Raw genomic sequence first — 21,028 nt, 5'->3', positions numbered from 1 at the left:
ACAGCTCGCCGCCGGCGCACGTTCAATAGGATTTGTTCCAGGAGACGCTGAACTCGCGCGGCCCCGGGCTCAACACCAGGCCCGACCGGCTGTCGTCACGCTGGGAGCGCCACAGCCAGGTGCCCACCGCATAGCCCAGCGCGCTGCCGGCCACGACATCCGAGACCCAGTGCTGGCGTCCCGCCACACGTCCCATGGAGCCGGCTGCCGCCAGGCCGTACAGCCATGGCGCATCGTATTCCTGGGCGAACGGCGTGACAGCGGCGAACGCCACCACGCCGTGATTGGACGGAAACGACGAGTCCGAGCGGCGGCTCGCGCACGCGCACGGCGCGGTCGTGTCGATCGGACGGGTGCGGCTGACGAGGTGCTTGGCACCGATCGACAGCGCGGCCGCCCCAGCCAGCGACTCGAGCGAAATGACGCCAATGTTCTGCTGGCGCGCATCGCCGAACAGCACGGCCGCCCCGGCCACCCCGGTCAATGCGACAGGTAGCACTTTGCCGAGGTTGGCCCAGCTGCGCAGCGCACTGGAATCGGGATGCTGGCGCAGGAAGCGGTCAACCGGCTTGTCGAGCAAGGCGCCGGCCATGATCGCACTGCCCCCCAGCGCGGCGCCGTTCAGCCAGTCGGGCCAGCGCGGCGCAGATGAGGTGGCCTGCTCGATGCGCCAGCGGAACAGCGGCCAGGCGTCGGGCATGGCGCGCGCGGGCGGATTGACCGCGGGCAGACCCTGTTCATCCGCGCGCTCAGCGAAATTGCCAAGGCCGTCATAGGCCGTCAGGTCGCGGCGCGGCTGCTCCATCAGTTCATACAGGTCGACCGGACCGGTCACCATCTGGCCGACGTCGCGCGTCCACGGCGCCAGAGCCATGCCGGCGGTGGCCTGAGTATCGCTCGGCAACATGATGTTCAGCGGTACCGACAGGAACACGCCCTTGTCGTGGTACGGGTTGGCCGGCGTGCCCGGCGTGGTGATGTCATTGCCGTTCGTCTTGCTGAACCAGCCGCCGACCTCGACCCCGGACGGGAAGCGGCGTTTGAATTCGAGTCGCACGCCGTTATCGCGCGCGAGGAAACGGCCGGCGCGCGCGGTCGCCGTGATGTCGTACGGAAGCCTGTAATGCAAGGCGGCCAGCGTGGTGACAGTCCGGTAGTCGCGCTTGTCGAGCCAGCCCTTGTAACCACGCTGCTCCAGCGCGTCGAGCGACAGGTCGGTGGCCCAACGGCTGTCCTTGGGCAGATACAGCACCTGGCCGCCGACGCCGCGGAACATCTCCTCATACAGGCCGCCGGACAGGCGCGCGTACACGCGCTCGCCGGGATTGAGGTATTGGCTCAGCAGAAAACGATTAAGCTTGAATCGCCCGCCGCGCTTGTAGTCGGCCACGTCGGAGCGCACGTGCGGCAGCAGGCTGTTGGAGGGCTGGGTGACGCCGGAGACGTTCTCCAGCACGGTCAGCTTCATGTCGCTGTTCAGGTAAAGCCCCTGGCCCAGCCGGCGGTCGTAGCTGGCCGCGCCCCACACTTCATAGCGCAGCGCGCCGCTCGGATCGTTGAAGAAGAAAGACAGCTTGGGCGCAAGCTTGAAGCGGTTCGCTTCGCGGTCTTCCGAGCGCACCTGCACCATGTCGCCCTCGTGGCCGACCTGCACGCCCAGCGCGCCATCGCCCTGGATCGTGTCGAGCAGGCCAGCCTGGTCGGCGGGGCCGCGCTCATCCGGGGTGGCATAGCGCACCACGACCGTCTGCAGGAACGCCTCGCGCGACGACAGCCCGGTGAGGTAGTCGGTCAATTGGCGCAGGTCGACGAACTCGTAGGTGGCGATCGGCTGCTCCAGCCGCGTGTACGTCACCTGGATCGAGCGTGTGCCCGCAGGGGCGAAGGCGAGCGCGGTGCGCGTGGCCCGGCCGACCGCGCGCCCGAGGTTGGCAATGCGCGCATTGGTCAACACCAGCTTGAGCACATCGTGGTCGAGTTCGACGCGCACGTTCTTGAAGTCCTGGCGAACCAGCGCCTGCACCAGCGCAGCCCCATGGCGGCCGTCACGGTTCCAGTCCTCGGCGCTGACCTTGGGCGGTGCGTCCTTCGGCTGGAAATAGGCCGGCTCGTACAGCTTGGGCACGAATTCACGTTCCGAGAACGGGAGGCTGATGTAGGCATTGGCACTGAAGTGATCGCGATGGCGCGCCACCTGCGCGCCAAGCCAGCCCCACCGATACTCGAGCGCGACCGCCGGGCCCTTGCTGCGCTGCCCGGCATAGGTGCGGTAGGCCTTGAAGTCGGTCTTGTAGTCGACCGCGTCGTACTCGGCCGCCACCGCCCAGCCGGGGGCGAAAAGCGGGGCCCAGCGCACGCCCGCGAACGCTCCGTCGGGACGATGGCGGCCGTACCCGATGCTTGCCTCGAGGTTGCGCGCGTCCCCGAACGCCTTCGAAGCGACGATGTACTGTCCCTTGAACAGCTCGGTGCCCTGCAGGTCGGTGGCGCCCACGGCGACCGAGGGCAGCCAGCGCGTCTCCTGCCACAGCCGGAGCTTGGCATCGAACACCTTGTCCTTGTAGCGGCCATAAGCAAACCCGTATTCGCCAGGCACGTCGGTGAAACCGGGGATGCCGCTGATCGACACGTAGCGCCCGGTCACCTGCAGGAACGGCAGCACGGTCGAGCTGACCCAGAAACTGCCATACGGCTTGTCGTAACCGTAGCCGATGCTCATCGTGCCATCGGCCTCGACTGAGGCGTTGGGCATGTTGATGTAGCCTGACTGCCCGTGCACGGCCGGCGCGGCAGCATACGCATTGAGCGCGCCCAGCATGAACCAGCCGCACCACGAATATTTAAAAGAAGTTCTGAAAACTGCTACCACGCTGATCCATTCGAGGGCAAGTGGCGCCGCGAGGCAGCCGAGGGGAAGTCAAAACCTGCTGGGAAAATAGGCGAAAGTTTACCATTTGCATCATTTCGGGCCAAGCCTCCTTGCACGCCCATCCATCGCGCGCCACGCCCTGAAAAAAGCTGTTCAAATTACCTGCAGCCCATTGTTACATTGTCACTAACGTGTGCTAGACTGAACAATAAAGGCGGATCATTGACGCAGATTAAGTTTCGACTTGACGAAATAAGACAAAAATACCGCCATACATTGTGGAGGCAAGAATGAAAGTAAAACTGCAGCTTTACTCTTCCATGCACAGCCGCCATGCCAGCGAACTCGTGTCTGGCGCCTGCCGCCGTCTTAACCGGGTGCTCGCTCCCTTCGGTGCCGCATCACTGCTGGTGGGCGTCGTCGCCAGCGCCACCGACCAAGACGCGGTCGCCGATTACGCGGTTGCCACCGGCTTGCTCTGCTATCTGATCGCCTGGTTCGACAATTGGTGGGAAAAAGCGCGCCGCTAGGCAGGCTTATTCACCCGCCGCGCTGCGTGGCACCGGCCGCCTCTCGCGGCCGCGCCCTTGGTCGCGTAAAAAGATCTGGTACAGCAGGCGCCGCGCGCCATTGGGTAGCAGCCGGACGACCGACCGGATCATTACGTTCGACAGGAATTCGCCCAAGCTGAAAAATCCGCTTCGGTACATCTGGTAGAGCAAGCGCGACTCGATCGGGATCATCGACAGGCCGCCGCGCCGCTCGAACATGTTGCGCCCGGCGCGCACCTCCACCAGCACCGCGGGCAGGTTGCAAAAGCGCGCGCCACCGAGCAGCATTCGCACGTACAGGTCGTAGTCTTCCATGGTGCGCATCGACGCGTAGCCGCCAGCCTGCAGGTAGCTCGGTTTCCTGAACATGGCGGTCACGTTGTTCATCGGGCTGCGCCGCTTGGCGTAACGCGCGATCTCATCATGGCTCTGCGGCACTCGGCGCACTGTCTCAGAATCGCCCGGCCGCTCGTTGAACTCGCGGATCCAGCCTCCCACCACATCGACCTGGCCCGCCTCGACCAGCACAAGCTGGCGTTCAAAGCGGTCGGGGACGCAAATGTCATCGGCATCCATGATCGCCACCACATCGTGACTTGCGGCCAGGATACCGTGGTGGCGCGCGGCGCCGGGACCGACGTTGTGCTCGAGCCGCAGGCAGTGGATGGGCCCCAGCAGCGACAACCGCTGGATCACCTGGTCGTGCCCGGCGCCGACAGGGCCGTCGCACACGATGACCAGTTCATCAGGGGCCCTGGTCTGTTTGAATACACTCTCCCCTGCCGCGTACAACTGCTCGGGGTCGTCGCCGCGATAGGTTGCCATCACGACGGAAAAACGCAAGGAGGCAAGAGCCGCTGCGCGATCGATCTTACCCATGAAATGCCTTATTCCGCCATTTCATGTAACGCTCGCGACCGAGCGCGCCTTTGATCACATGCTTCACCAAATCCTCCAAATGCCAACGCAGGCGGGTGCCGGCGCTCGGGTCCATGACACGCTCGATGCCATTCCAATCGAGACCTGAATTAATCGAATTGCGCGGCACCGTTCCGCTCGCGCCTGCGATGCCATGGGCCGAGGAACACAAATACCGGTATCCCACATCAAAGCCGGCACGATGCAGTTGCGCGGAACACTCCCCATATGGATACGAGAAAACCGCAACCTGCTCGCCCAATTTATCTTCGATGACCGTTTTCGACACCGCGAATTCTTCCCTGGCTTCGGCCAGTGGAATGGTATTCATGCGGCGGTGGCTGCGGCTATGCGAGCCGAAACACATTCCATGACGGCGCATTTCTTTAATCTGGGCCCAGTCCAGATAACCCGGCGCGCCAATTTTATCGGTGATCAGGAAAAAAGTCGCCTGAATGTTACGTTCAACCAACAACGGAAAGACGATGTCGTAATCGGAGAGGTAGCCGTCGTCGAAGGTCAGCATCCAGCGCGGATCGCGCCCGCTGCCGCCGGGGCGGAAAACCGCCCAGCGCTCGCCGATAAAATCGAGCATTCTCCTGAACTGTTCCTCACTGACGTCTTCCCAGACTTCGGTCTGGCCGCGCACGATGCGGTGCAGGACCAGCGGAACCATTCCCTTGAGTGAAACGCCGGCGGCGTCGTGCATTGTCATTTCCCCCCAAGTCGGATCCAGCCCTTGCGGGCCAGCCACAGTGCGGCCGGTTCGGCCAGGCCGAACAGGCGCGATCGATAAGTCCAGCGATGGTGCGCGAAGTCGCGGCCCCCGAAGCTGCGCTTGAATTTGTCAATCGAGGGCACGCCCAGGCCGCCCATGTCATATTCGGTCACGCCCGCTTCGATCGCTTCACGTATCGCGTGCCACTGCAGCAGCGAAGTGGCGGCCAGCGTCATGCCCTGCTCGTTGGCCACGCCGGACAGGTACAGCATGCGCGCGCGGTCAACCAGGAAAATGCAGGCCGCCACCATCCTGCCCTCAAACTCGGCGGCGACGCAGCGCGCGTTGCCTGCCGCCGACAGTGCGATCATCTGACGGTAGAACGACAGCGGGTGCGGCACCGCCAGGCCCTGGCGGCCGAAGGTAGCGCGCAGCATCTCGTAGTAGGCGCCGATCCACGCCTCGTCCGGCGTGACGGTCCTGGCCACCACGCCCGCTTTTTCGGACTTGCGCGTCATGTTGCGCGCACGGCCTTCGAACGAGGCCCAGGTGGCATCGACGCCGGCAGACAGGTCCACCACCAGCGTCGGGCGCTGCGTGTGGACGTAGCCGAACGAGGCGAGCGAATGCGCCCACCGCTGCTCGCCCTTGCTGCCCCACTCGATGTAATGGCCGTTCTGCGCGAGCAAGCGATGCTGCGACGTCATGACGGCCTCCACCGTGTCCGGATCAAGCCCTTCGACCAGCAGCGGTCCGCAAAACTCGGTGTACATGCCGCTCAGCGGCGTGCCGATCAGGCGAAACGGCCCCTTCTTCTTGGTCATGAAGGGCGTGACGGCGAGCGCCGAGCCGCCCGCGCCGAGCGTCTGCATGAAACGCACATCCGCATGGAAACCGCTGGCCACCGCGTCGAGCCATGCCAGCCGGTGGTAGAGCGTGACGCTCTCTTGTGCGAAGCTGCCCAGCAGCCCTGCATACTGCTCCCGGGAGATCCACTCACTTTTAATTGATGTCATCAAGACAGCCCTGTAATTGCCGAAAATTCCGCCGCGCCGCTCATTGCGCGGCCATGCCTTGCCGAACCAGCGCGAGCATGCGCACGATGTGTCTGCTGCCGATGCTCTGATGTACCGGAAGCAGGGCCAGGCGACGATTGAGGTCATGACTGACCGGGTAGCGTTGCGGCGCCGCGTCCACCTCCGACGGCAGCTCGTGCCAGGGCCAGCGCGCCGCGCCCACCCCGTGCTCGCGCAGCCATGGAACCAGCCGGCCCGAGTCGTCGCACAACGGCGCCCACTGGGGAACGCAGCCAGGCGCCAATTGCGGCACGCACGGCTGCAAGCCGCATGCGGCGGCCCCCTCGACCAGGCGCGCATAGTTGTGCGCGACGCGCTCGCCGATCTGTCGCAGATAGTCCGCGTTGGCGAGGTAGCGCGCCAGCAGCGCCGAAGGAGCCTGCGGCACGGGCTGCGCCACCGGTTGTGGCTCTGGCGCGTGCGCCGGTCGCGCGCCTCGCACCCTGCGCTTGGCCGCATCGACCGCGCCTGCGTAGATGTTCGGCCAGCCGACCGCGGCAACGGCCGCCTCGGCACAGCGGGTGGCCAGATAGCGCGCCACCGGCGGCGCGCCGGCGCGCCCAGCCGCGAGCGCAGCCGCGCCGACGCTGGCCGTATTCAGGCGCAGTGCGCCGCCGTCCGGAACCGGCAGCGTCTTGCGCATGCTGAAGATGGCCGCGTCCCCCGCAAGCCCGACAGGCTGACCGCCGCTTCGGGTCAGGAAGCTGTGGCAGCAGTCCTCGATCACGCGCACGCCGCGCGGCCGCAATGCCGACACCAGCCGCGCCACGCCGGCGGGAAAGCCGAAATAATGGACCGCGAGAACCGCCCGCGCGCCCCCCTGCTCGACCGCCGCGAGCACCTTCGCCAGATCCAGCTCGAAGTTCGGCTCGACGTCCACGAACAAGACGCGGTAGCCGGCGCCGCGCAGCGGCGCAATGGTCGAATCGCAGATATACGCGGGCACGACCACAGTCTCGCCGGGCGGCACGCCCAGTGCGTGCAGCCCGGCCAGCAGCGCATCGCGGCCGCGCGGATAGAAATAAAGCCCGTGCGCCGCAGGCTCGCGTGAGCCCGTCTTCTTCAACAGCGCGGCGAAATCGGTCGCGGGTCTGGACAGGACGATCAACTCGGTAACCTCATCGGAACAACGCGGTCATGCCAGGCTGGCACGCGCAAACTGCCGCGCGTACGACAGCAAGATGCGGCCGACACGGACGAGGAACCAAGGCGCACTCACCTTGTGCCGGTGCATGCGCGCGATCAGCAGCTCGTTCTTCAGCCTGCGCTGCAGCGAGCTCGAAGTGATGTTCCCCGCCCGCTCGACATAGCGTCCGAGGATGTCGTGCACGAACACCGGGCGCATGAAAGGCGACAGGCGCAGCCACAGCTCATAGTCCTGCGCCGACATCAGGCTCTCATCGAAGCAGCCATGCGCGATCAGCAGGTCGCGCCGGCACACCACCGCCGAAGTCGAGAACATGTTCGCGAAATACAGCTGCGGCGGGAGCGGCCGCTCGCCGTTGTAACGGCCGCCGTACACGAGCGTGCTGGTCTGGCCGTTCTTGCCGACCAAAAGCTCGTCATGGCAGAAGAAATTGGCATCGCCATGGTCCGCGATCTCCTGCCCGATCCGTTCTATCTTGTTCAGCTCCCACAGATCGTCCGAGTCGAGAAAGGCGATCCAGTTGCCGGTCGCCGCGCGGATCCCGGCATTGCGGGTCGCGCCCGGGCCGCGGTGCGCATTACGCAGAATCCGCCACGGCATCGCGCCGGCGTGCGCGGACAGGAAGCGTTCGACGACGTCGAGCGTGTCGTCGGCGGAGCCGTCGTCGGAAATGACCAGTTCGTCCGGCAAGCGCGTCTGGCGCACCACCGTCTCGAGGGTAGCCTCGATGAACTTGGCCGAGTTATAGGTCGGGCAGACCACGGAAATGTTAATCATCGGATGACTCGTCATTGGATGTGGTGTCGCAACCAGCGGTTCAGCAGGTACAGGGCATACAGCGATTCGCCCGCCGGGCGGCGCCGCTCGGGTGCATCGAGCCACGCCTCGACCACCTGCAGGTCGATCATGTCCTTCAGCAGCGGCACGGCGCAGCCAAGCAGCTCCTCGCGGATCGCTTTCGGGTCCTTCTCGACCCACTCGTGCATCGGCGCATTGAAGCCTTCCTTGCCACGCACGAGGACCTCACGGGGCACGTAGCGTTCCAGGACTCGCTTGAACAGGCCCTTGTCCTTGCCGCCGAGCGGATTGAGGTGGAGCGGCAGCGAAAACGCGAACTCCACGATGCGATGGTCCAGCAGCGGCACGCGCCCTTCGACGGAGGCAGCCATCGTCGCCTTGTCGGTCAGCGCCAGCACGTTGTTGGGCAGGTAGGTATCCAGGTCCAGCCGCATCCGCGCAAGCGCAGACGAGGCGCGCGCCGCGCCGAAATCCTGTTCGAAACGCGCCAGCAGACCATCGAACTGCTGCCGGTCGCGCAGGCCGCGCCGCAGGAACTCGAGGTTGGCGCCCGAGATCGCAATGGCGAAATCGCGCGCCGGCGATGCCACGCGCCATGCCAGGTGCGGTTTCGAGGCCTGGAACGCGAGCCTGGCGGCGGTGCGCGCCAGCGGGTTGTGCGCGATCCATGCCGCGCTGCCGGCCCGGCCCGGGAAGTGGCGTGCATAGCCGCCGAAGACCTCGTCGCCGCCGGCCCCCGACAGCAACACCTTGACACCCTGCTCGCGCGCCTTCTTCGACAGCAGGTAGGTCGGCACGATCGCACTGTCGGACATCGGCTCATCGAGCACGGCGAGCAGCTCGTCGAGCGCGCGCGCCTGTTCGGCCGCGTCCACGCTGATCACACGGTGCTCGGCGCCGAGGCGGTCGGCCACCATTTGCGCATACGCCGCGTCCTGTCCGCCCTTGCCCGCGAAATCGATGGTAAATGTCTTGACTGCTTCGGCGCCGTTCACCCGGGCGGCCAGCGCCGCCACCGCGCTGCTGTCCACGCCCCCGCTCAGGAAAATCCCGACCGGCACGTCGCTGCGCAGCTCCAGCAAGGCGGAATCGAGCAGCAGTTCTTCCAGGCGCCGCTCCGCCTCGTCCACGCCCCCGGTCCATGCGGACAGGCGGTCGGGCGACCAGTAGCGGCTTGCCCTGACCTGGCCGTCTTCGATCACCATCTGTTCGGCGACAGTGAGCTTCTTGATGCCACGGTAAACGGTGTCCGGCTCGGGGATGTAAGAGTAGCCCAGGTAGGAGATCAGGGCCGCAGGGTCGAGCTCGACCGGCGCGATCGCTGCCAGCGAGGCCAGATCGGACGCGAAAGCCAGACCATTATGCAGGCGGCGATAGAACAGCGGCTTGATGCCGAGACGGTCGCGCGCCAGCCAGAGACGCTTGCGCGGCTGGTCGTAGATCGCGACCGCGAACATCCCGTTCAGGCGCTCGACGCAGCCCGGCCCCATCTCCTCGTACAGGTGCAGCACCACCTCGACATCGCTGTGCGTCTTGAACCGGTGGCCGCGGCCGAGCAGCTCTTCACGCAGCTCGCGATAGTTGTAGATCTCGCCGTTCAGGACCAGGTGGATGGTGCCGTCCTCGTTGCTGATTGGCTGGTGCCCGCCCTCGAGGTCGATGATCGACAGGCGCCGCATTCCGAAGCCGGCCGCGCCGTCGATCCAGTGGCCTTCATCGTCCGGGCCGCGGTGGCGCATGCGGCTGCCCATCAGCGACAAGGTCTCGTCGCGCACCGGCGCGCCGTCGAAATGGATGATTCCGAAAATCCCACACATGAAAAACTATTCTCCCCTGTCCAAAAGACGGTATCGGTAGGCGGCGGGTAGCTCGGCCGTGCCACTGAAACGCTGGGTCAGCGCAAGCGCGCGCTCGCCGTAGGCCGGGAAGCGCCAGCCACCGATGGGCGCATCGCAGCCGACCATGTGATGCACTTCCAGCTCGCTGCCGGCCTGCGCGTCCAGCACCACCGGGCAGGCGCAGGCCGCCGGCGGCCCCTGGTGCAAACCGGTTGCCGGTAGCGCGCCGCCAGCCGCCAAGGGCTGATGGAAATGCGCTTGCATGCGAAAGCGACCGCGTCCTTCGAACGCATCGTCCACCTGGACTTCGCGTTCGCCGAAAGTAAACGTGCGAACGTGACGGCCGGCGCCTTGGCCCAGCCGGGCAAAGCCATCGTGTTCGATGCGCACCACCGGCAGCTGGCCCTGCAGCTGGTGCGAGACCGTGCAAGACGAGGCGCGATACCGCTGCGGCAGCAAGCGGTCGCCGCGCGAGAGCATAGGGGCGCGGCCGTCCAGTGTCACGCTGTTGTGTGCGGCAGCGCCGATGCCGTAGCGGCCAAGGGGGCTGGCGCTGTAGTCGTGGCGGCCCGGGTCGATCAACACTTCCCGCCCGTGCCGGTACAAGGCCAGCGAACACAGGTCGTGGTGCGCGTGCGAGGCAAGTGCCGGACCATCGGCCGCTTCGGCGTGCCAGATCGCAGTCCAGCCATTCGCGTCCAGCCGGTACCAGCCCGCTTGCGGATGCGCGCGCCATGCGCTCTGCGTGCGCGCCGCGGCGCGCTCCACCGGCTCCGCGGCCAGTTCGCCAAACAGCCTGGCCCAACCCTGACTGGCAAACGGCACAGTGCCGCCAAGGCCCAGATGGCGCGCCAGGCCCGATCCCGGCAGGCCGGCCAGCCAGTGCGGTTCGGCGTCCGGCGAGATGTCGCCAAAGGTCGGGATGCGCACCTCGCCGTCGCGCGCATCGACCCGGAAGAACTCGCAGGCGGCAACCAGCCCGGCCAGGTACGGCGCTACCAGGGCTTCGGTGTCGCGGTCGCCGCACTCGCGCGCGAGCAGCGCCAGTTCGAGCAGCCACCGCGTGAACAGGTACTGGTAGTGCGAAGAACCCTCGCGCAGGAAACCTTCCTTGACCAGCCCGGGCAGGCGTTCGGCGATCAAGGCGCGGCCGAACGCGGCCAGCGCGGGCGCGCTGGCGCAGTGGCCGGCAAACAGCAAAGCGCGGGCGTTGTTGATCACATGGTTGCCGCTCAGTTCCCCGCTGTGGTATTCGATGCGCCCTGCCAGGGACAGGCCCATCGTGCGCACGAGCGCCGCGAGGTCGTCGGGCAGGCCATGCCAGCTGCCCCGCGTGTGGCGTGCAAACAGGCACAGGTTCGAGATGCGCTCGCCGGTCGTGTAGCTCTCGCCAGCGTCCCCCTCGGGCAGGCACGACATGGCTTGTGCCCACGAGCGCACCAGTTCGATGCCCCAGCCGAACGTGGCCGGAGGGTCCTCGTCGGTCAGCGCGCGCAGCAGCCAGTTCCAGCGGTGCAGCGAAACATATTGCTCGTGATCCTGGAATGGGGTCGCCCAGTTCGGCCACGCGTCAAAGCGCAGCCAGCCAGTGGCCAGCTTCAGGCGGCGCGGCCCCTGCGCGAGCACCGGCGCGGCCGGCTCGACCTCGACCTGCTCGGGCGCCGGCAGCGTCGCCGCGAGCGCGCGGATCGCTGGCGGGTACAGCGAATCCCTGCGGCTGACCAGGCGGTTGCGCAGGCGCCGCACCACGGCGCCCGCGGCCACTCCCAGCGCCTGGATGGCCATGCGCGGGTCGGCCGAGCGCCGCAGCACGTAGTGCCACTCGCCGGGCGCCGGCGCCTCGGAGCTGCCGGTCTCGTTCTTGAGCGCGTCGCGGTACTCCCTGGCCATGCGCTCGGCCGTGAACATTGCCTCGGCGCGGGCCTTGCCATCGGCGCCGGTGCGCTTGCGCAGCTGGGGATCGGCGAGCAGCTCGGTGATGCGGTCGGCGAACCCCTGTACGTCGTCCGGTTCGACCAGAAAGCCACCGCGCGGCGGTTCGCCCAGCACCTCGGGCAGCCCGCCCACGCGCGTGGCCAGCACCGGCACGCCGCGCAACATGGCCTCGACCGCGGTCAGGCCGAACGATTCGAAGCTCTGCGAGCTGATCACCACCAGGTCAGCCTGGCCGATCAGGTGGTTCCCGTTGGGGACGAAGCCGAGCATGTGAATGTTTGCGCGCGGCGCCAGGGCCTGGCGGGCGGCCGCGATGCCTTCCTTTTCGGGACCACTGCCGCCGCCGCAGCACACCAGATGGGCGTCCGGCAGCCGGCGCGCCACTTCGGCGAAGGCCTCGAACAGGAAGCGGTGCCCCTTGCGTTCCTCGTAGTTGGCAAGGATGAGGCACATCGGCGCGCCACCAATGCCCAGCTCGCGTCGCAGGTCCGGCAACGCGGCGCCCTCCGGGAGCGGCTGCACCACCACGCCGTTGTAAATCGCGGACAGGCGCGCATAATCGCGCAGCGCCGGCCGAATGCGCAGCGATTCGGCGCATGAGCGCGAGACGCTGATAACGTGGCTGGCCGCACTGGCCATTTTGCGGTCGATACGATGCTCGTACCAGCGAAAACCGCGGCGCGCCGGGATCGCGAAGTTATGAAAATTGTGGATGTTCCTGCGCGCCGCCTCCGGGCCGCTCACGCCGGCCCAGGCGATGTTCGCCAGCCGGCAAGTCTCCCCGGCCGGGAAGCCGCCATTGAGCACCAGGAGCGCATCGCCGCCGGTCTTGCGAAACAGCGACTTCAGGCGCGCCAGCTGCAGCGGCATGAGCAGCACCCTGAGGAACGGCTGCGACAGACGGCGGATCGACGGCGGCAGCCAGCCGAACAGGCGGCCGCTCAGGACCCAGCTCAATGGGATCTCGTGGACCACAAATTCCCTGTCCCGGCCAATCGCGCGGCCCAGAAGGGTGTGGCCGGGGTGGCTCGCGTTGCATACGACGACGAACCGGTCGGCGCTGTCGGGCCAATTGTTCAGCAGCGTCGCGCAGAACGTGTCCAGCCCCCCCTGCTGGTTATTTTCGATAAAAACAACGATTTTCAAGCTGTGTTTCCGATCAGTGAAAGGTACGGTGTTTGCGCCACTACGCGTTCGCGACGCCGCAGTGCATGGCGCCGGGCAGCGCCTGTTGCGGCCGCCTCAAGTCGTCATGGGCTTTTACAATGAAGAGCATCAGCGGCAGGATCACGAAGTCCTGGTAGTCGATCGAAAAGCCATAGACGAAAACGGCGATCCAGCACAACCTGGACTCCTTCAGGAAGAAGCTCAGCACCAGCGCATACAGCGCCGCGCCGATCAGGCCGACCTGGTAAAACAATTGCTGGAACGCGGCCGGCAACTGGCGGTATTCGCCCCACCAGGCATAGCCGATCAACGCGGACAGTGGCGAGCCGTTCACGAGATTGGTGAGAAATTCGGCGTCGTTTTCGCGCACGTCGAACGAGCTGCGCAGCAGCAGCGCCTGCACCGTGTCGTCGACGAATTCGTAAAACACGGCGGCCGCCACGCATGCCACTGCCAGGATCAGGAAGCGGTAGCGCCAGCCCATGCGGGCGGCGACGAAGTAGAACAGCACCGTTACCAGCGCGGCGTAGAAGGCGACCGAATGGGTGCCAAAAGCGGCCGCCAGGTTGACCATGCCGAAGCGCTTGCTGAAGACCGGGCTGCGGCCCGCCAGGCCGAGGATCGCATTGACAAAGAAAAACAGCGACATCATGCCAGGTTCGGCCAGCAGCCCCGTGACCCGGTAGATCTGGAAGGTGCCGTAATTCTGGAGAATGACGGCACCGAACGGTGAAATCAGATAGGTGCGCGCGTTCCCTTCGTAGAACTGGCCGAAGTCGAAATTGACAAACAGCGACGGCACCAGCGGCGCCAGGATCCAGTTCACGACGGAGCACAGCGCAACGATCCAGAACAGCACCTTCCACCATTTCAGCATCAGGTTGCGGAACCGTTCGTCATGCAGGTTGGCGGCCAGTCCGACCACGATCAGCAGGATGATTGCGCTGTTTATCGGCGCCATCGCATCGGGAGAGTTCAGGACGATCTGCAGGCCCGACGCGAACATGGCGATGAAACAGGCCCCCCAGGCCAGCAGGAAGCGCCGGGGCAGGTTGAAGTTTCCCCTCGCAGCCAGCATGACGATGAGCAGCAGCGGCGCCAGCTTCGCAATCGCGGCGGGCGTGACGCCGCGCAGGATCGACGGCGACGAGGTCAACGAGGCAAAGAACACCATCAAAGCCAGCAGCGTCACCCGCCGGATCGACAGCGGTTCCGGCACGCTCCGGTTGTTCGTTTCAGCGAGGTTTGTCGAGGTCATAATCAGTTCCAGGCGGCCCGGCAACAACGCGGCCCCTGCCTTGGCGTGTAATCAGTCAGTGGTTGTTCAGTTCGGCCGCGGCAGCCCGGTTCAGGAGCGCCGCCAGGTCACGCGCCGGGTCGGCGGACAGCCGCGAGTACTTGCTGCAAAACTTGCGCACCGCCTCGCGCCGCGCCGGTTCACGCCACCAGCCGGCCACGTCGTCGCAAATCGCATTGACGGTAGCGGCCGCCGATGCGGGCGACAGATGCACGATGCCGGCGTCCACCAGTGCCTGGAAGTCGTCCTGCACCTCGTCGCGAAGATGCGCCAGCCCGTTCTGCCAAAACGCGAGCGTCGGGATGTCCAGCGCGAGCGTCTCGAGCAGGCCGGTCGAGTCGTAGCTGTGGATGACCAGGCGCGACTTGCGGATCTGGTCCTGGATGCCTTCGAAGCCGGGGTCCAGGCGCAGGAGCGGGTCGAACTGCTTCCAGCGCTCCGGTTCGTTCCAGTCCAGACGCGCCCAGTCGTGATGCAGGCGCACCTTCAGCAGCGCCTTGGCCGGCTGCGCCAGTCCCTTGACGAACGCGAACTGGTCGGCCAGGTAGTGCAGGAACTGCTCCGAGCTGTCCCAGGTGACGATCCGGTGGCCGGCCCAGACCTGGACCAGCAGCACGCCACCCTGCGGGTCGGCCCGCAGCTCGGTGCCGGCGGGAACCTTCAGGTTGAAGCCTGGCGTGTGCTGGGACAATTTGCCCTTCCAGCCCCAGGTGACGAACGCGTCGCTGGTCGCTTCCTCCACCGACGGATTGACGTAGCGGTGCGTCCCGTAGTTGTTGCCATGCTGACCCACGATATATCGGACGCCGCGCTGCACGCGTTCGGCGGCCCAGGCCTTGAACAATTCGTCGGTGCCAAAATTATTGCTGGTGAAAATGAACTTCGGCGAGTCCGGCCATGGCAGCCGCGCCGCACTCGATACCAGGTGCTGGTAGCCTTCCAGGTAGCAGACCGGGATGATCTCGAACAGCAGCGCGCGCGCCACCTGCTCCACCGTGTCATTGTTGCTGCTCGCCCACTGCGCCGCGTACTGCTGCCGGCGCGCGCGATCGACACGCTGGTCGAACCGGATCGCGGGCGATTTCCACAGCTGCGGGAACTGGCCCAGGCGCAGCTGGAGCCGCACCTCGTGGTCGCGGGGCAGGTAGGAATTGATGATGAACGCGTCCGTGCTGCGCGCGAACCGTTGCGCGACCTGCTGCAAGACGCGCCACGCCGAGACCAGCAACTTCTTTTTGGTGCCCGGTCCGGGAATCGCGGCGGGCGCCGGCGCCGCGCGCTCAGGTGCGGCGGGACGCTCCTCGAAAGCGAGCTGCGGCGCGATCAACTTGAGGATGCGAAGGCAACAGTGGCCGTCCCACCGCGGGTCGCTGTAGGCCCACAGCGCTTCGTTCGAAGCCGGCCGTGCCAGGACGAAGGCTGCGCTGCCCGGATCGAGCGTGCAGGCCGGCCCGTGCGCCTCCAGGCAAGCCTGCAGCGTGCGCACGCGGTTGAACAGCACTGACAGCGCGGTGCGGAACCACTGCCCGGTCAGGATCTGCCAATAGCGCTCGGTATGGCTGACGCCGTGCGCGGCGTTCAGCATCCGGCACAAGTCGGGGAACAGACGCTCCTCCAGCGCGCGCACCGCCGCATGGTCGGCGTCGCGCTGCTCCAGCGCGAACCCGTAGGGGGCGGCGATGTGCACGTCGCGGCCCGCCAGTTGCGCGGCATCGCGGCCATTGGCGCACCACTGGCCCAGCAGCAGCAGCGGCCCTTCCGTATTCCAGAAATCCCGGTGCGAGGTGGTAACAAGACAGCGCCGGACATTCCCGGCCGCGCGGTTGGAGGTGGTCATGAACGGGCCGATACTGGTTGGCTCTGGGTTGACGTGTGTTCAGGCATCGAGGGCGTGGCTGTGCGAACCGGCTGGCCTAGCGCAGCGAGCGGATCAGTTTGAATGCTTCCGCACGCGCCACGCCGACACAGGCGCCCCGGTGCCGCGCGAGAATGTCCATGTGCTCGATGCTGCGTGAATGCGGAAAGTCGCGCATTTCAAGCGCATATGCTTCCAGCGCCTTGCGCTTGCGCTCCCAGAACGCGTCGATGTCGATGAACACGTCGGGAACAAAGGGCAGCTGCGCGCAACCGGTCCATTCGGTGCTGGACATGACTTCGAAAGCCAGGATCTCGCGCACCGGAAACCCTGGCTGCGGGCGGCAGGCAGTCATCACCGCCTGGTGTGTAATCTGGTGATCGACGTTCAGGTCACCGCTGTGGTGGGTGTACACGATTTCGGGACGGACGGCGCGGATGATCTGCTCGAGCGGCTGCACCACGTCGAGCAGCGCCACGCTGTCGAGCCGGTTGTCCGGGAATCCAAGGTGGTGCGCGCCGGCGATGCCAAGCACCGCATGCGCCTGCTCCGCCGCGGCGTGCCGCTGCTGCAAACCCGCGGTGTCGGCCTGCGCGCGCGAGGTGACGCCGTCGGCCATGAACACGACGTGGACCGCATCGCCGGCGGCGACGTGGCGCGCGATCGTACCGCCGCAGCCGATGGCTTCGTCGTCGGTATGCGCCGCAATGACCATGACCGCTTTCATCCGATGTACTCCCAGGACATGGCCGTGCCCTTGGCGAGGTCCTTGTTCACGCGGCGGCCGATCAGCAGGTCATAGTACTTCGGAGCCAGGCCGAAACCTGGCCGCACGATGCGCATGTTCTCCGGCGTCAGGGCCTCGCCTGCCTTGACGTCCTCGCTGATGTAGATCGAACGGCGGTACTTGAGCGACGCCTGTTCATCCTTGCTGCCGCCGTAGCGCACGGTGCCCACGGCCTGCCAGGCGCGCTCGGTTTCCTCGACCAGCAGCTTCAGTTCGTGCGGCTCGAGCGAGAACGCGGCGTCCACGCCGCCATCGGCGCGCGCCAGGGTGAAGTGCTTTTCGACCACGGTTGCGCCCATCGCCACAGCCGCGCAAGGCACGCCCACGCCCATCGTGTGGTCGGACAGTCCCACTTGCGTGCCGAAGGCTTCGCGCAGGTGCGCAATGGTCAGCAGGTTGGTGTTGGTGGGCCGTGCCGGATAGGTCGAGGTGCACTTGAGCAGAATGATCTGGTCATTGCCTTCGGCGCGGGCGGTCTTCACGGCGGTCTCGATCTCGCTCAGGCTCGCCATACCGGTCGACATGATCAGCGGCTTGCCGGTCTGCGCGGCGCGGCGCACCAGCTGGGTATCGACCAGCTCGAACGAGGCGATCTTGTAGCACGGCGCGTCCAGGCTCTCCAGGAAGTCCACCGCTTTCAGTTCGAAAGGCGAGCTGAAAGCGATGATGCCGCGGCTGCGGCAGTGTTCGAAGATGGGGCCGTGCCATTCCCACGGCGTGACAGCCTCCTGATACAGCTGGTACAGGTTCTTGCCGTACCACAGGCTGTCCTTGTCGAGGATTTTGAAGTCGGGCGAATCCACGTCCAGGGTCAGGCCGTCCGGACTGGCGGTCTGCAACTTGATCGCATGCGCACCCGCTTCGACTGCCGCGTCGACGATCCGCATGGCCCGGTCCAGCGACTGGTTGTGGTTGCCCGACATCTCGGCGATGATGAACGGCGGACTGTCGGGGCCGATCTGTCGGCCTGCAATTTCAATCATGTGATGCTCCACGGGGTATATTGGAATGTGTCGGAGTCGCCCATTTCGATGCTCCAATTGCCATGCTCAAGGATGCCTTGCGCGATCAGGCGCTCGTCGAACACTTTCATCGAGAAGGGCTGGCGAAACTCGCCTTCGCGGCCAGCCGGGTAGGTGCTGTTCGGCGACCAGCCCTCTGCCCCGGCGATGGACGCCGCCACCGTGCGCGGCGTGGTTTTCAACAGCTGCTTGTGCACCGCGCCCTGCGGGTCCACGTACCTGCTCAGGTACTGGTCCGCGGCGGCGCCAAAGCGCCAGTCGTACCAGGGCGCCGAGTAGTTGAAGAAAAACTTCCTGCCCTTTGCCGCGGCCAGGTCGTCCGCGCCGATCCCCTGCTGGAACCCGAGCCAGCACGTTGCTTTCCATTTGAAGACGGTGGTCTTCACGATCGTGAACCTGGGGTTGGCGAAACCGCAGATCAGGGCAATGCCCGCGGCCTGGCAGCGCTGGTCGACATCCTTCATCAGCGCCGAGATCACGGTCAGGCCGCGCTGGTCGGCCGCGACATAGGCGTGCACACCGAGCATGGCCGCATGCTCGCCGATGCGGACCGGGAGCATGCCGTAATGCCCGACGATTCTGCCATCGATGAGCGCCACCAGCGACAGCGGCCGCCCTTCCGGGTAGTCGCGATAATAGTGGCGCCACTTGGCCGGGCACCAGTTGTACGGATTGCTCCCGGTCTCGCAGAACAGCGCGATCACGCCGTCGATGTCCGCGTCGCGGGTCTCCCGTACTTCCAGCTTCAGCTGCTTCATGCCGGTCATGCCGTGCTGCCTGCGTCCACCGTGATGGTGCTGCCGGTCACGCGCGCCGCCTTCTCGCTCAGCAGGTAGGTCACCGCGTGGGCCACGTCCTCGGCCCGGGCCAGGTGGCCGAGCGGGCTGCGGCGCTTGATCGACTCCAGCTTCTCACCCTGCAGGGCACTGGTCATGTCGGTCTCCATGTAGCCCGGGGCGACGGTGTTCACGGTGATGCCGGCCTTGCCGACTTCGCGCGACAGCGAGCGGGTAAAGCCCGCCAGGGCCGCCTTGGTGGCGCCGTACACCGACAGCCCGTTAAAGCCGGTGCTGGCGATGATCGAGGAGATGTTGACGATGCGGCCAGCCCGGTTCATCAGCATTGGACGCAGCAGGTATTTGGTGAGCAGGATCGGCGCTTCCACGTTCACGCGCAGCAGCTGCCCGATGTCGCGCTCGTGCAGGGTCGCGAGCACGCCGTCGGTGCCGATCGCCGCATTGTTCACCAGGCCCCACGGGCGGCCATAGGTCTTCGCCACGTGGTTTGCAAAGTTGTGGATGCCTTCCACCTCGTTGAAGTCGTAGGGCTCGAAATGGATCGCTTCCGGGTGCTGCTCGCAGGTCGCGCCCAGTTCGGGGGACAGACTGCGGCCGACGGCGACCACCTTGTAGCCCTCGGCGATGGCTTGACGGGCGATCGCCAGGCCCAGCCCGCGGGTCGCCCCGGTAATGACTACGGTTTTCATGCTTGAATCCTTTCGCGTTTGCCAGCGGCGGTTTCTTTGATGACGGCGACGAACGAGAGGAAGACTGGCACTTGCCATGCCTCCAGGTCGCGCCGACAGGACTGGATGATGTGCTGGCGCAGGGTCTGCGCCACCGTACCCGGCGCGGCGACGATTTCGGCGGCCACCAGCTGCCCCGTCATGCTGCTCGACTTGCCATAGACACGGGCATCCTGTACGCCCTCGAGGCCGCGCAGATAGCTCTCCAGCCACTCCGGGTTGACCTTGTTGCCGCCCACGTTGATCGCGCCCGAGGCCCGCCCCAGGAACAGCACGCGGTCCCCTTCGACGCGCACCAGGTCCTCTGTGTCGAGGTAGCCTTCGGCGGTCAGGCGCGCCTGGATATCGGCGCCCTCCGGCAGCAGCGGCGGCTTGATCAGCAGGTGGCCGTGCGCATCGATCCGCATCGACGGGCCCTGGCCCGGGTGATCCAGCCAGGCCGCAGGAAAGCCTGCGCGCCCGTCCTGGACGGCAAACCCGGTGCCTGCCTCGGTGGACGCATAGATGTGGACGATCCTGGCATCCGGGAAGCGCGCACGCAGCGCATCGAGGATGGCCTGATCGGCCGTTTCGCCGCCCAGGGTAAGCTGGCGCAGCGGCAGCCGCGTGACGCGCCCATCCATGAGCAGCTTGCGCCACAGGGTCGGCGTGGCCGAGAGCGCATTGACCGGAAATCGTGACAGTGCCGCCAGCTGCGCCTCGAATTCGACATGCTCGGGCAGCACCAGCGGGGAACCGGAAAACAGTGCCTGCAACACCACCTGCAAGCCGGCGAAACGGCTGGGGTCGTAGAGCAGGCCCCACACGTAGCCGGCGCCGCGCTGGAGGTCGCGCCGAACGGTGCGCGCGAGCGTGGCCAGCTGGTGTTCGATCAGCTTCGGGGTGCCGGTGGTGCCGGAGGTGGCAAGCACCCAGCGGGTCGCGCCCGCCGCTGCCGCATCGGGAAGGGGCGCGGCGCCAAGCGCGGCCAGGTGCAGGCCGGCTTCAAGCACATGGGTCGCGCCCGCCCGTGTTATCAGCATGTCCCTGGCCGCCCCGTCGAGCGATGCCGGCAGGAGCAGCATGTGCTGCGCGACACCGTCGAGCGCGACCAAGGCCAGGACCAGCTCGGCAGGCGCCAGGCCGCACAGGGCCACCCGGGCCGCGGCCGTGCCGGCCAGGCGCGCGCGCAATGCCCGGGCCGCCTCGAGCAGGCCGGCCACGGTCTCGCAGCCCGCCACACCCGGCAGGCACGGCCGTTCCGGCGGTAACTGCCCGAGCGCGCTTTCCAGGGTCTCTACGGTCATGGCTTGAAGCGTTGATAGATGCCGATCAGTTCGCCGAACGTCTGCGGATAGACCGGCTCGTCCATCATGGTGAACGGGTCATAGCCAAGGTCTTCCTCGAGGCGGGCGATCAGGATCGCGAAGCCCAGCGAGTCCAGGCCGCTCTCCAGGAGGACCGTGTCCTCGCCGATGGTCGCGCTCAGTTCGACGCCGCCTTCGTTGGCGATTTCTCGCATCAGAGAGAGAATTTTGTCTTTCAT

17 protein-coding genes are annotated in these 21,028 nt (G+C 66.2%); 1 reads left to right on the top strand and 16 read right to left on the bottom strand.

Annotated features, from left to right (window positions below):
* Positions 1-22: 22 nt before the first annotated feature.
* Positions 23-2,818, bottom strand: coding sequence for a YjbH domain-containing protein (locus NX773_RS02330; protein ID WP_258854779.1), 2,796 nt, complete (start codon positions 2,816-2,818; stop codon positions 23-25).
* Positions 2,819-3,159: 341 nt separating this feature from the next.
* Here NX773_RS02330 and NX773_RS02325 point away from each other — a divergent pair, with 341 nt between their 5' ends.
* On the top strand, positions 3,160-3,399 hold the full coding sequence (locus NX773_RS02325) for a hypothetical protein (RefSeq protein WP_258854778.1): 240 nt from the start codon (positions 3,160-3,162) through the stop codon (positions 3,397-3,399).
* A 6-nt stretch (positions 3,400-3,405) separates the two neighbouring features.
* Here the strand turns inward: NX773_RS02325 and NX773_RS02320 are convergent, their stop codons facing one another.
* The 15 genes from NX773_RS02320 to NX773_RS02250 all read right to left on the bottom strand — a co-directional run bounded on the left by NX773_RS02320 (position 3,406) and on the right by NX773_RS02250 (position 21,028).
* Complete coding sequence (locus NX773_RS02320; RefSeq protein WP_258854777.1) at positions 3,406-4,299, bottom strand: glycosyltransferase; 894 nt, start codon at positions 4,297-4,299, stop codon at positions 3,406-3,408.
* Positions 4,292-5,047 carry a polysaccharide deacetylase family protein gene (locus NX773_RS02315; RefSeq protein ID WP_258854776.1) on the bottom strand — a complete coding sequence of 252 codons (756 nt, stop codon included), beginning with the start codon at positions 5,045-5,047 and terminating at the stop codon, positions 4,292-4,294. Before NX773_RS02315 ends, NX773_RS02320 begins: the two co-directional genes overlap by 8 nt.
* A 2-nt stretch (positions 5,048-5,049) precedes the next feature.
* The gene (locus tag NX773_RS02310; protein WP_258854775.1) at positions 5,050-6,072 is read right to left on the bottom strand and encodes a lipid II:glycine glycyltransferase FemX; all 1,023 of its coding nucleotides are present in this window, start codon (positions 6,070-6,072) and stop codon (positions 5,050-5,052) included.
* A 40-nt stretch (positions 6,073-6,112) separates the two neighbouring features.
* A complete protein-coding gene (locus NX773_RS02305) occupies positions 6,113-7,240 on the bottom strand; it encodes a DegT/DnrJ/EryC1/StrS family aminotransferase (RefSeq protein ID WP_258854774.1) in 1,128 nt (375 codons plus the stop codon).
* Positions 7,241-7,267: 27 nt separating this feature from the next.
* Positions 7,268-8,056: a glycosyltransferase family 2 protein gene (locus NX773_RS02300; RefSeq protein ID WP_258854773.1), complete on the bottom strand. Its 789-nt coding sequence runs from the start codon at positions 8,054-8,056 to the stop codon at positions 7,268-7,270.
* Between the two features lie 11 nt (positions 8,057-8,067).
* Complete coding sequence (gene asnB / locus NX773_RS02295) at positions 8,068-9,894, bottom strand: asparagine synthase (glutamine-hydrolyzing) (RefSeq protein ID WP_258854772.1); 1,827 nt, start codon at positions 9,892-9,894, stop codon at positions 8,068-8,070.
* Between the two features lie 6 nt (positions 9,895-9,900).
* A complete protein-coding gene (locus NX773_RS02290; protein ID WP_258854771.1) occupies positions 9,901-12,807 on the bottom strand; it encodes a glycosyltransferase in 2,907 nt (968 codons plus the stop codon).
* Positions 12,808-13,036: 229 nt separating this feature from the next.
* Positions 13,037-14,275: a hypothetical protein gene (locus NX773_RS02285; protein WP_258854770.1), complete on the bottom strand. Its 1,239-nt coding sequence runs from the start codon at positions 14,273-14,275 to the stop codon at positions 13,037-13,039.
* A gap of 55 nt (positions 14,276-14,330) precedes the next feature.
* On the bottom strand, positions 14,331-16,151 hold the full coding sequence (locus NX773_RS02280) for an LIC12162 family transferase (protein WP_258854769.1): 1,821 nt from the start codon (positions 16,149-16,151) through the stop codon (positions 14,331-14,333).
* 76 nt (positions 16,152-16,227) lie between these two features.
* Positions 16,228-16,896 carry a PIG-L deacetylase family protein gene (locus tag NX773_RS02275; RefSeq protein ID WP_258854768.1) on the bottom strand — a complete coding sequence of 223 codons (669 nt, stop codon included), beginning with the start codon at positions 16,894-16,896 and terminating at the stop codon, positions 16,228-16,230.
* The gene (gene pseI, locus NX773_RS02270) at positions 16,893-17,939 is read right to left on the bottom strand and encodes a pseudaminic acid synthase (protein ID WP_258854767.1); all 1,047 of its coding nucleotides are present in this window, start codon (positions 17,937-17,939) and stop codon (positions 16,893-16,895) included. The genes NX773_RS02275 and pseI overlap by 4 nt, the downstream gene beginning before the upstream one ends.
* Positions 17,936-18,745, bottom strand: a complete 810-nt coding sequence (locus NX773_RS02265; protein ID WP_258854766.1) for a GNAT family N-acetyltransferase — start codon at positions 18,743-18,745, stop codon at positions 17,936-17,938. The genes pseI and NX773_RS02265 overlap by 4 nt, the downstream gene beginning before the upstream one ends.
* Positions 18,742-19,464: an SDR family NAD(P)-dependent oxidoreductase gene (locus NX773_RS02260; RefSeq protein WP_258854765.1), complete on the bottom strand. Its 723-nt coding sequence runs from the start codon at positions 19,462-19,464 to the stop codon at positions 18,742-18,744. The genes NX773_RS02265 and NX773_RS02260 overlap by 4 nt, the downstream gene beginning before the upstream one ends.
* Complete coding sequence (locus tag NX773_RS02255) at positions 19,461-20,789, bottom strand: AMP-binding protein (RefSeq protein ID WP_258854764.1); 1,329 nt, start codon at positions 20,787-20,789, stop codon at positions 19,461-19,463. The genes NX773_RS02260 and NX773_RS02255 overlap by 4 nt, the downstream gene beginning before the upstream one ends.
* Complete coding sequence (locus NX773_RS02250) at positions 20,786-21,028, bottom strand: acyl carrier protein (protein ID WP_258854763.1); 243 nt, start codon at positions 21,026-21,028, stop codon at positions 20,786-20,788. Before NX773_RS02250 ends, NX773_RS02255 begins: the two co-directional genes overlap by 4 nt.

The sequence above is a fragment of the Massilia solisilvae genome, from assembly GCF_024753215.1.
GTDB classification, from domain to species: domain Bacteria; phylum Pseudomonadota; class Gammaproteobacteria; order Burkholderiales; family Burkholderiaceae_D; genus Telluria; species Telluria solisilvae.
This window is presented reverse-complemented; position numbering and strand designations above follow the sequence as displayed.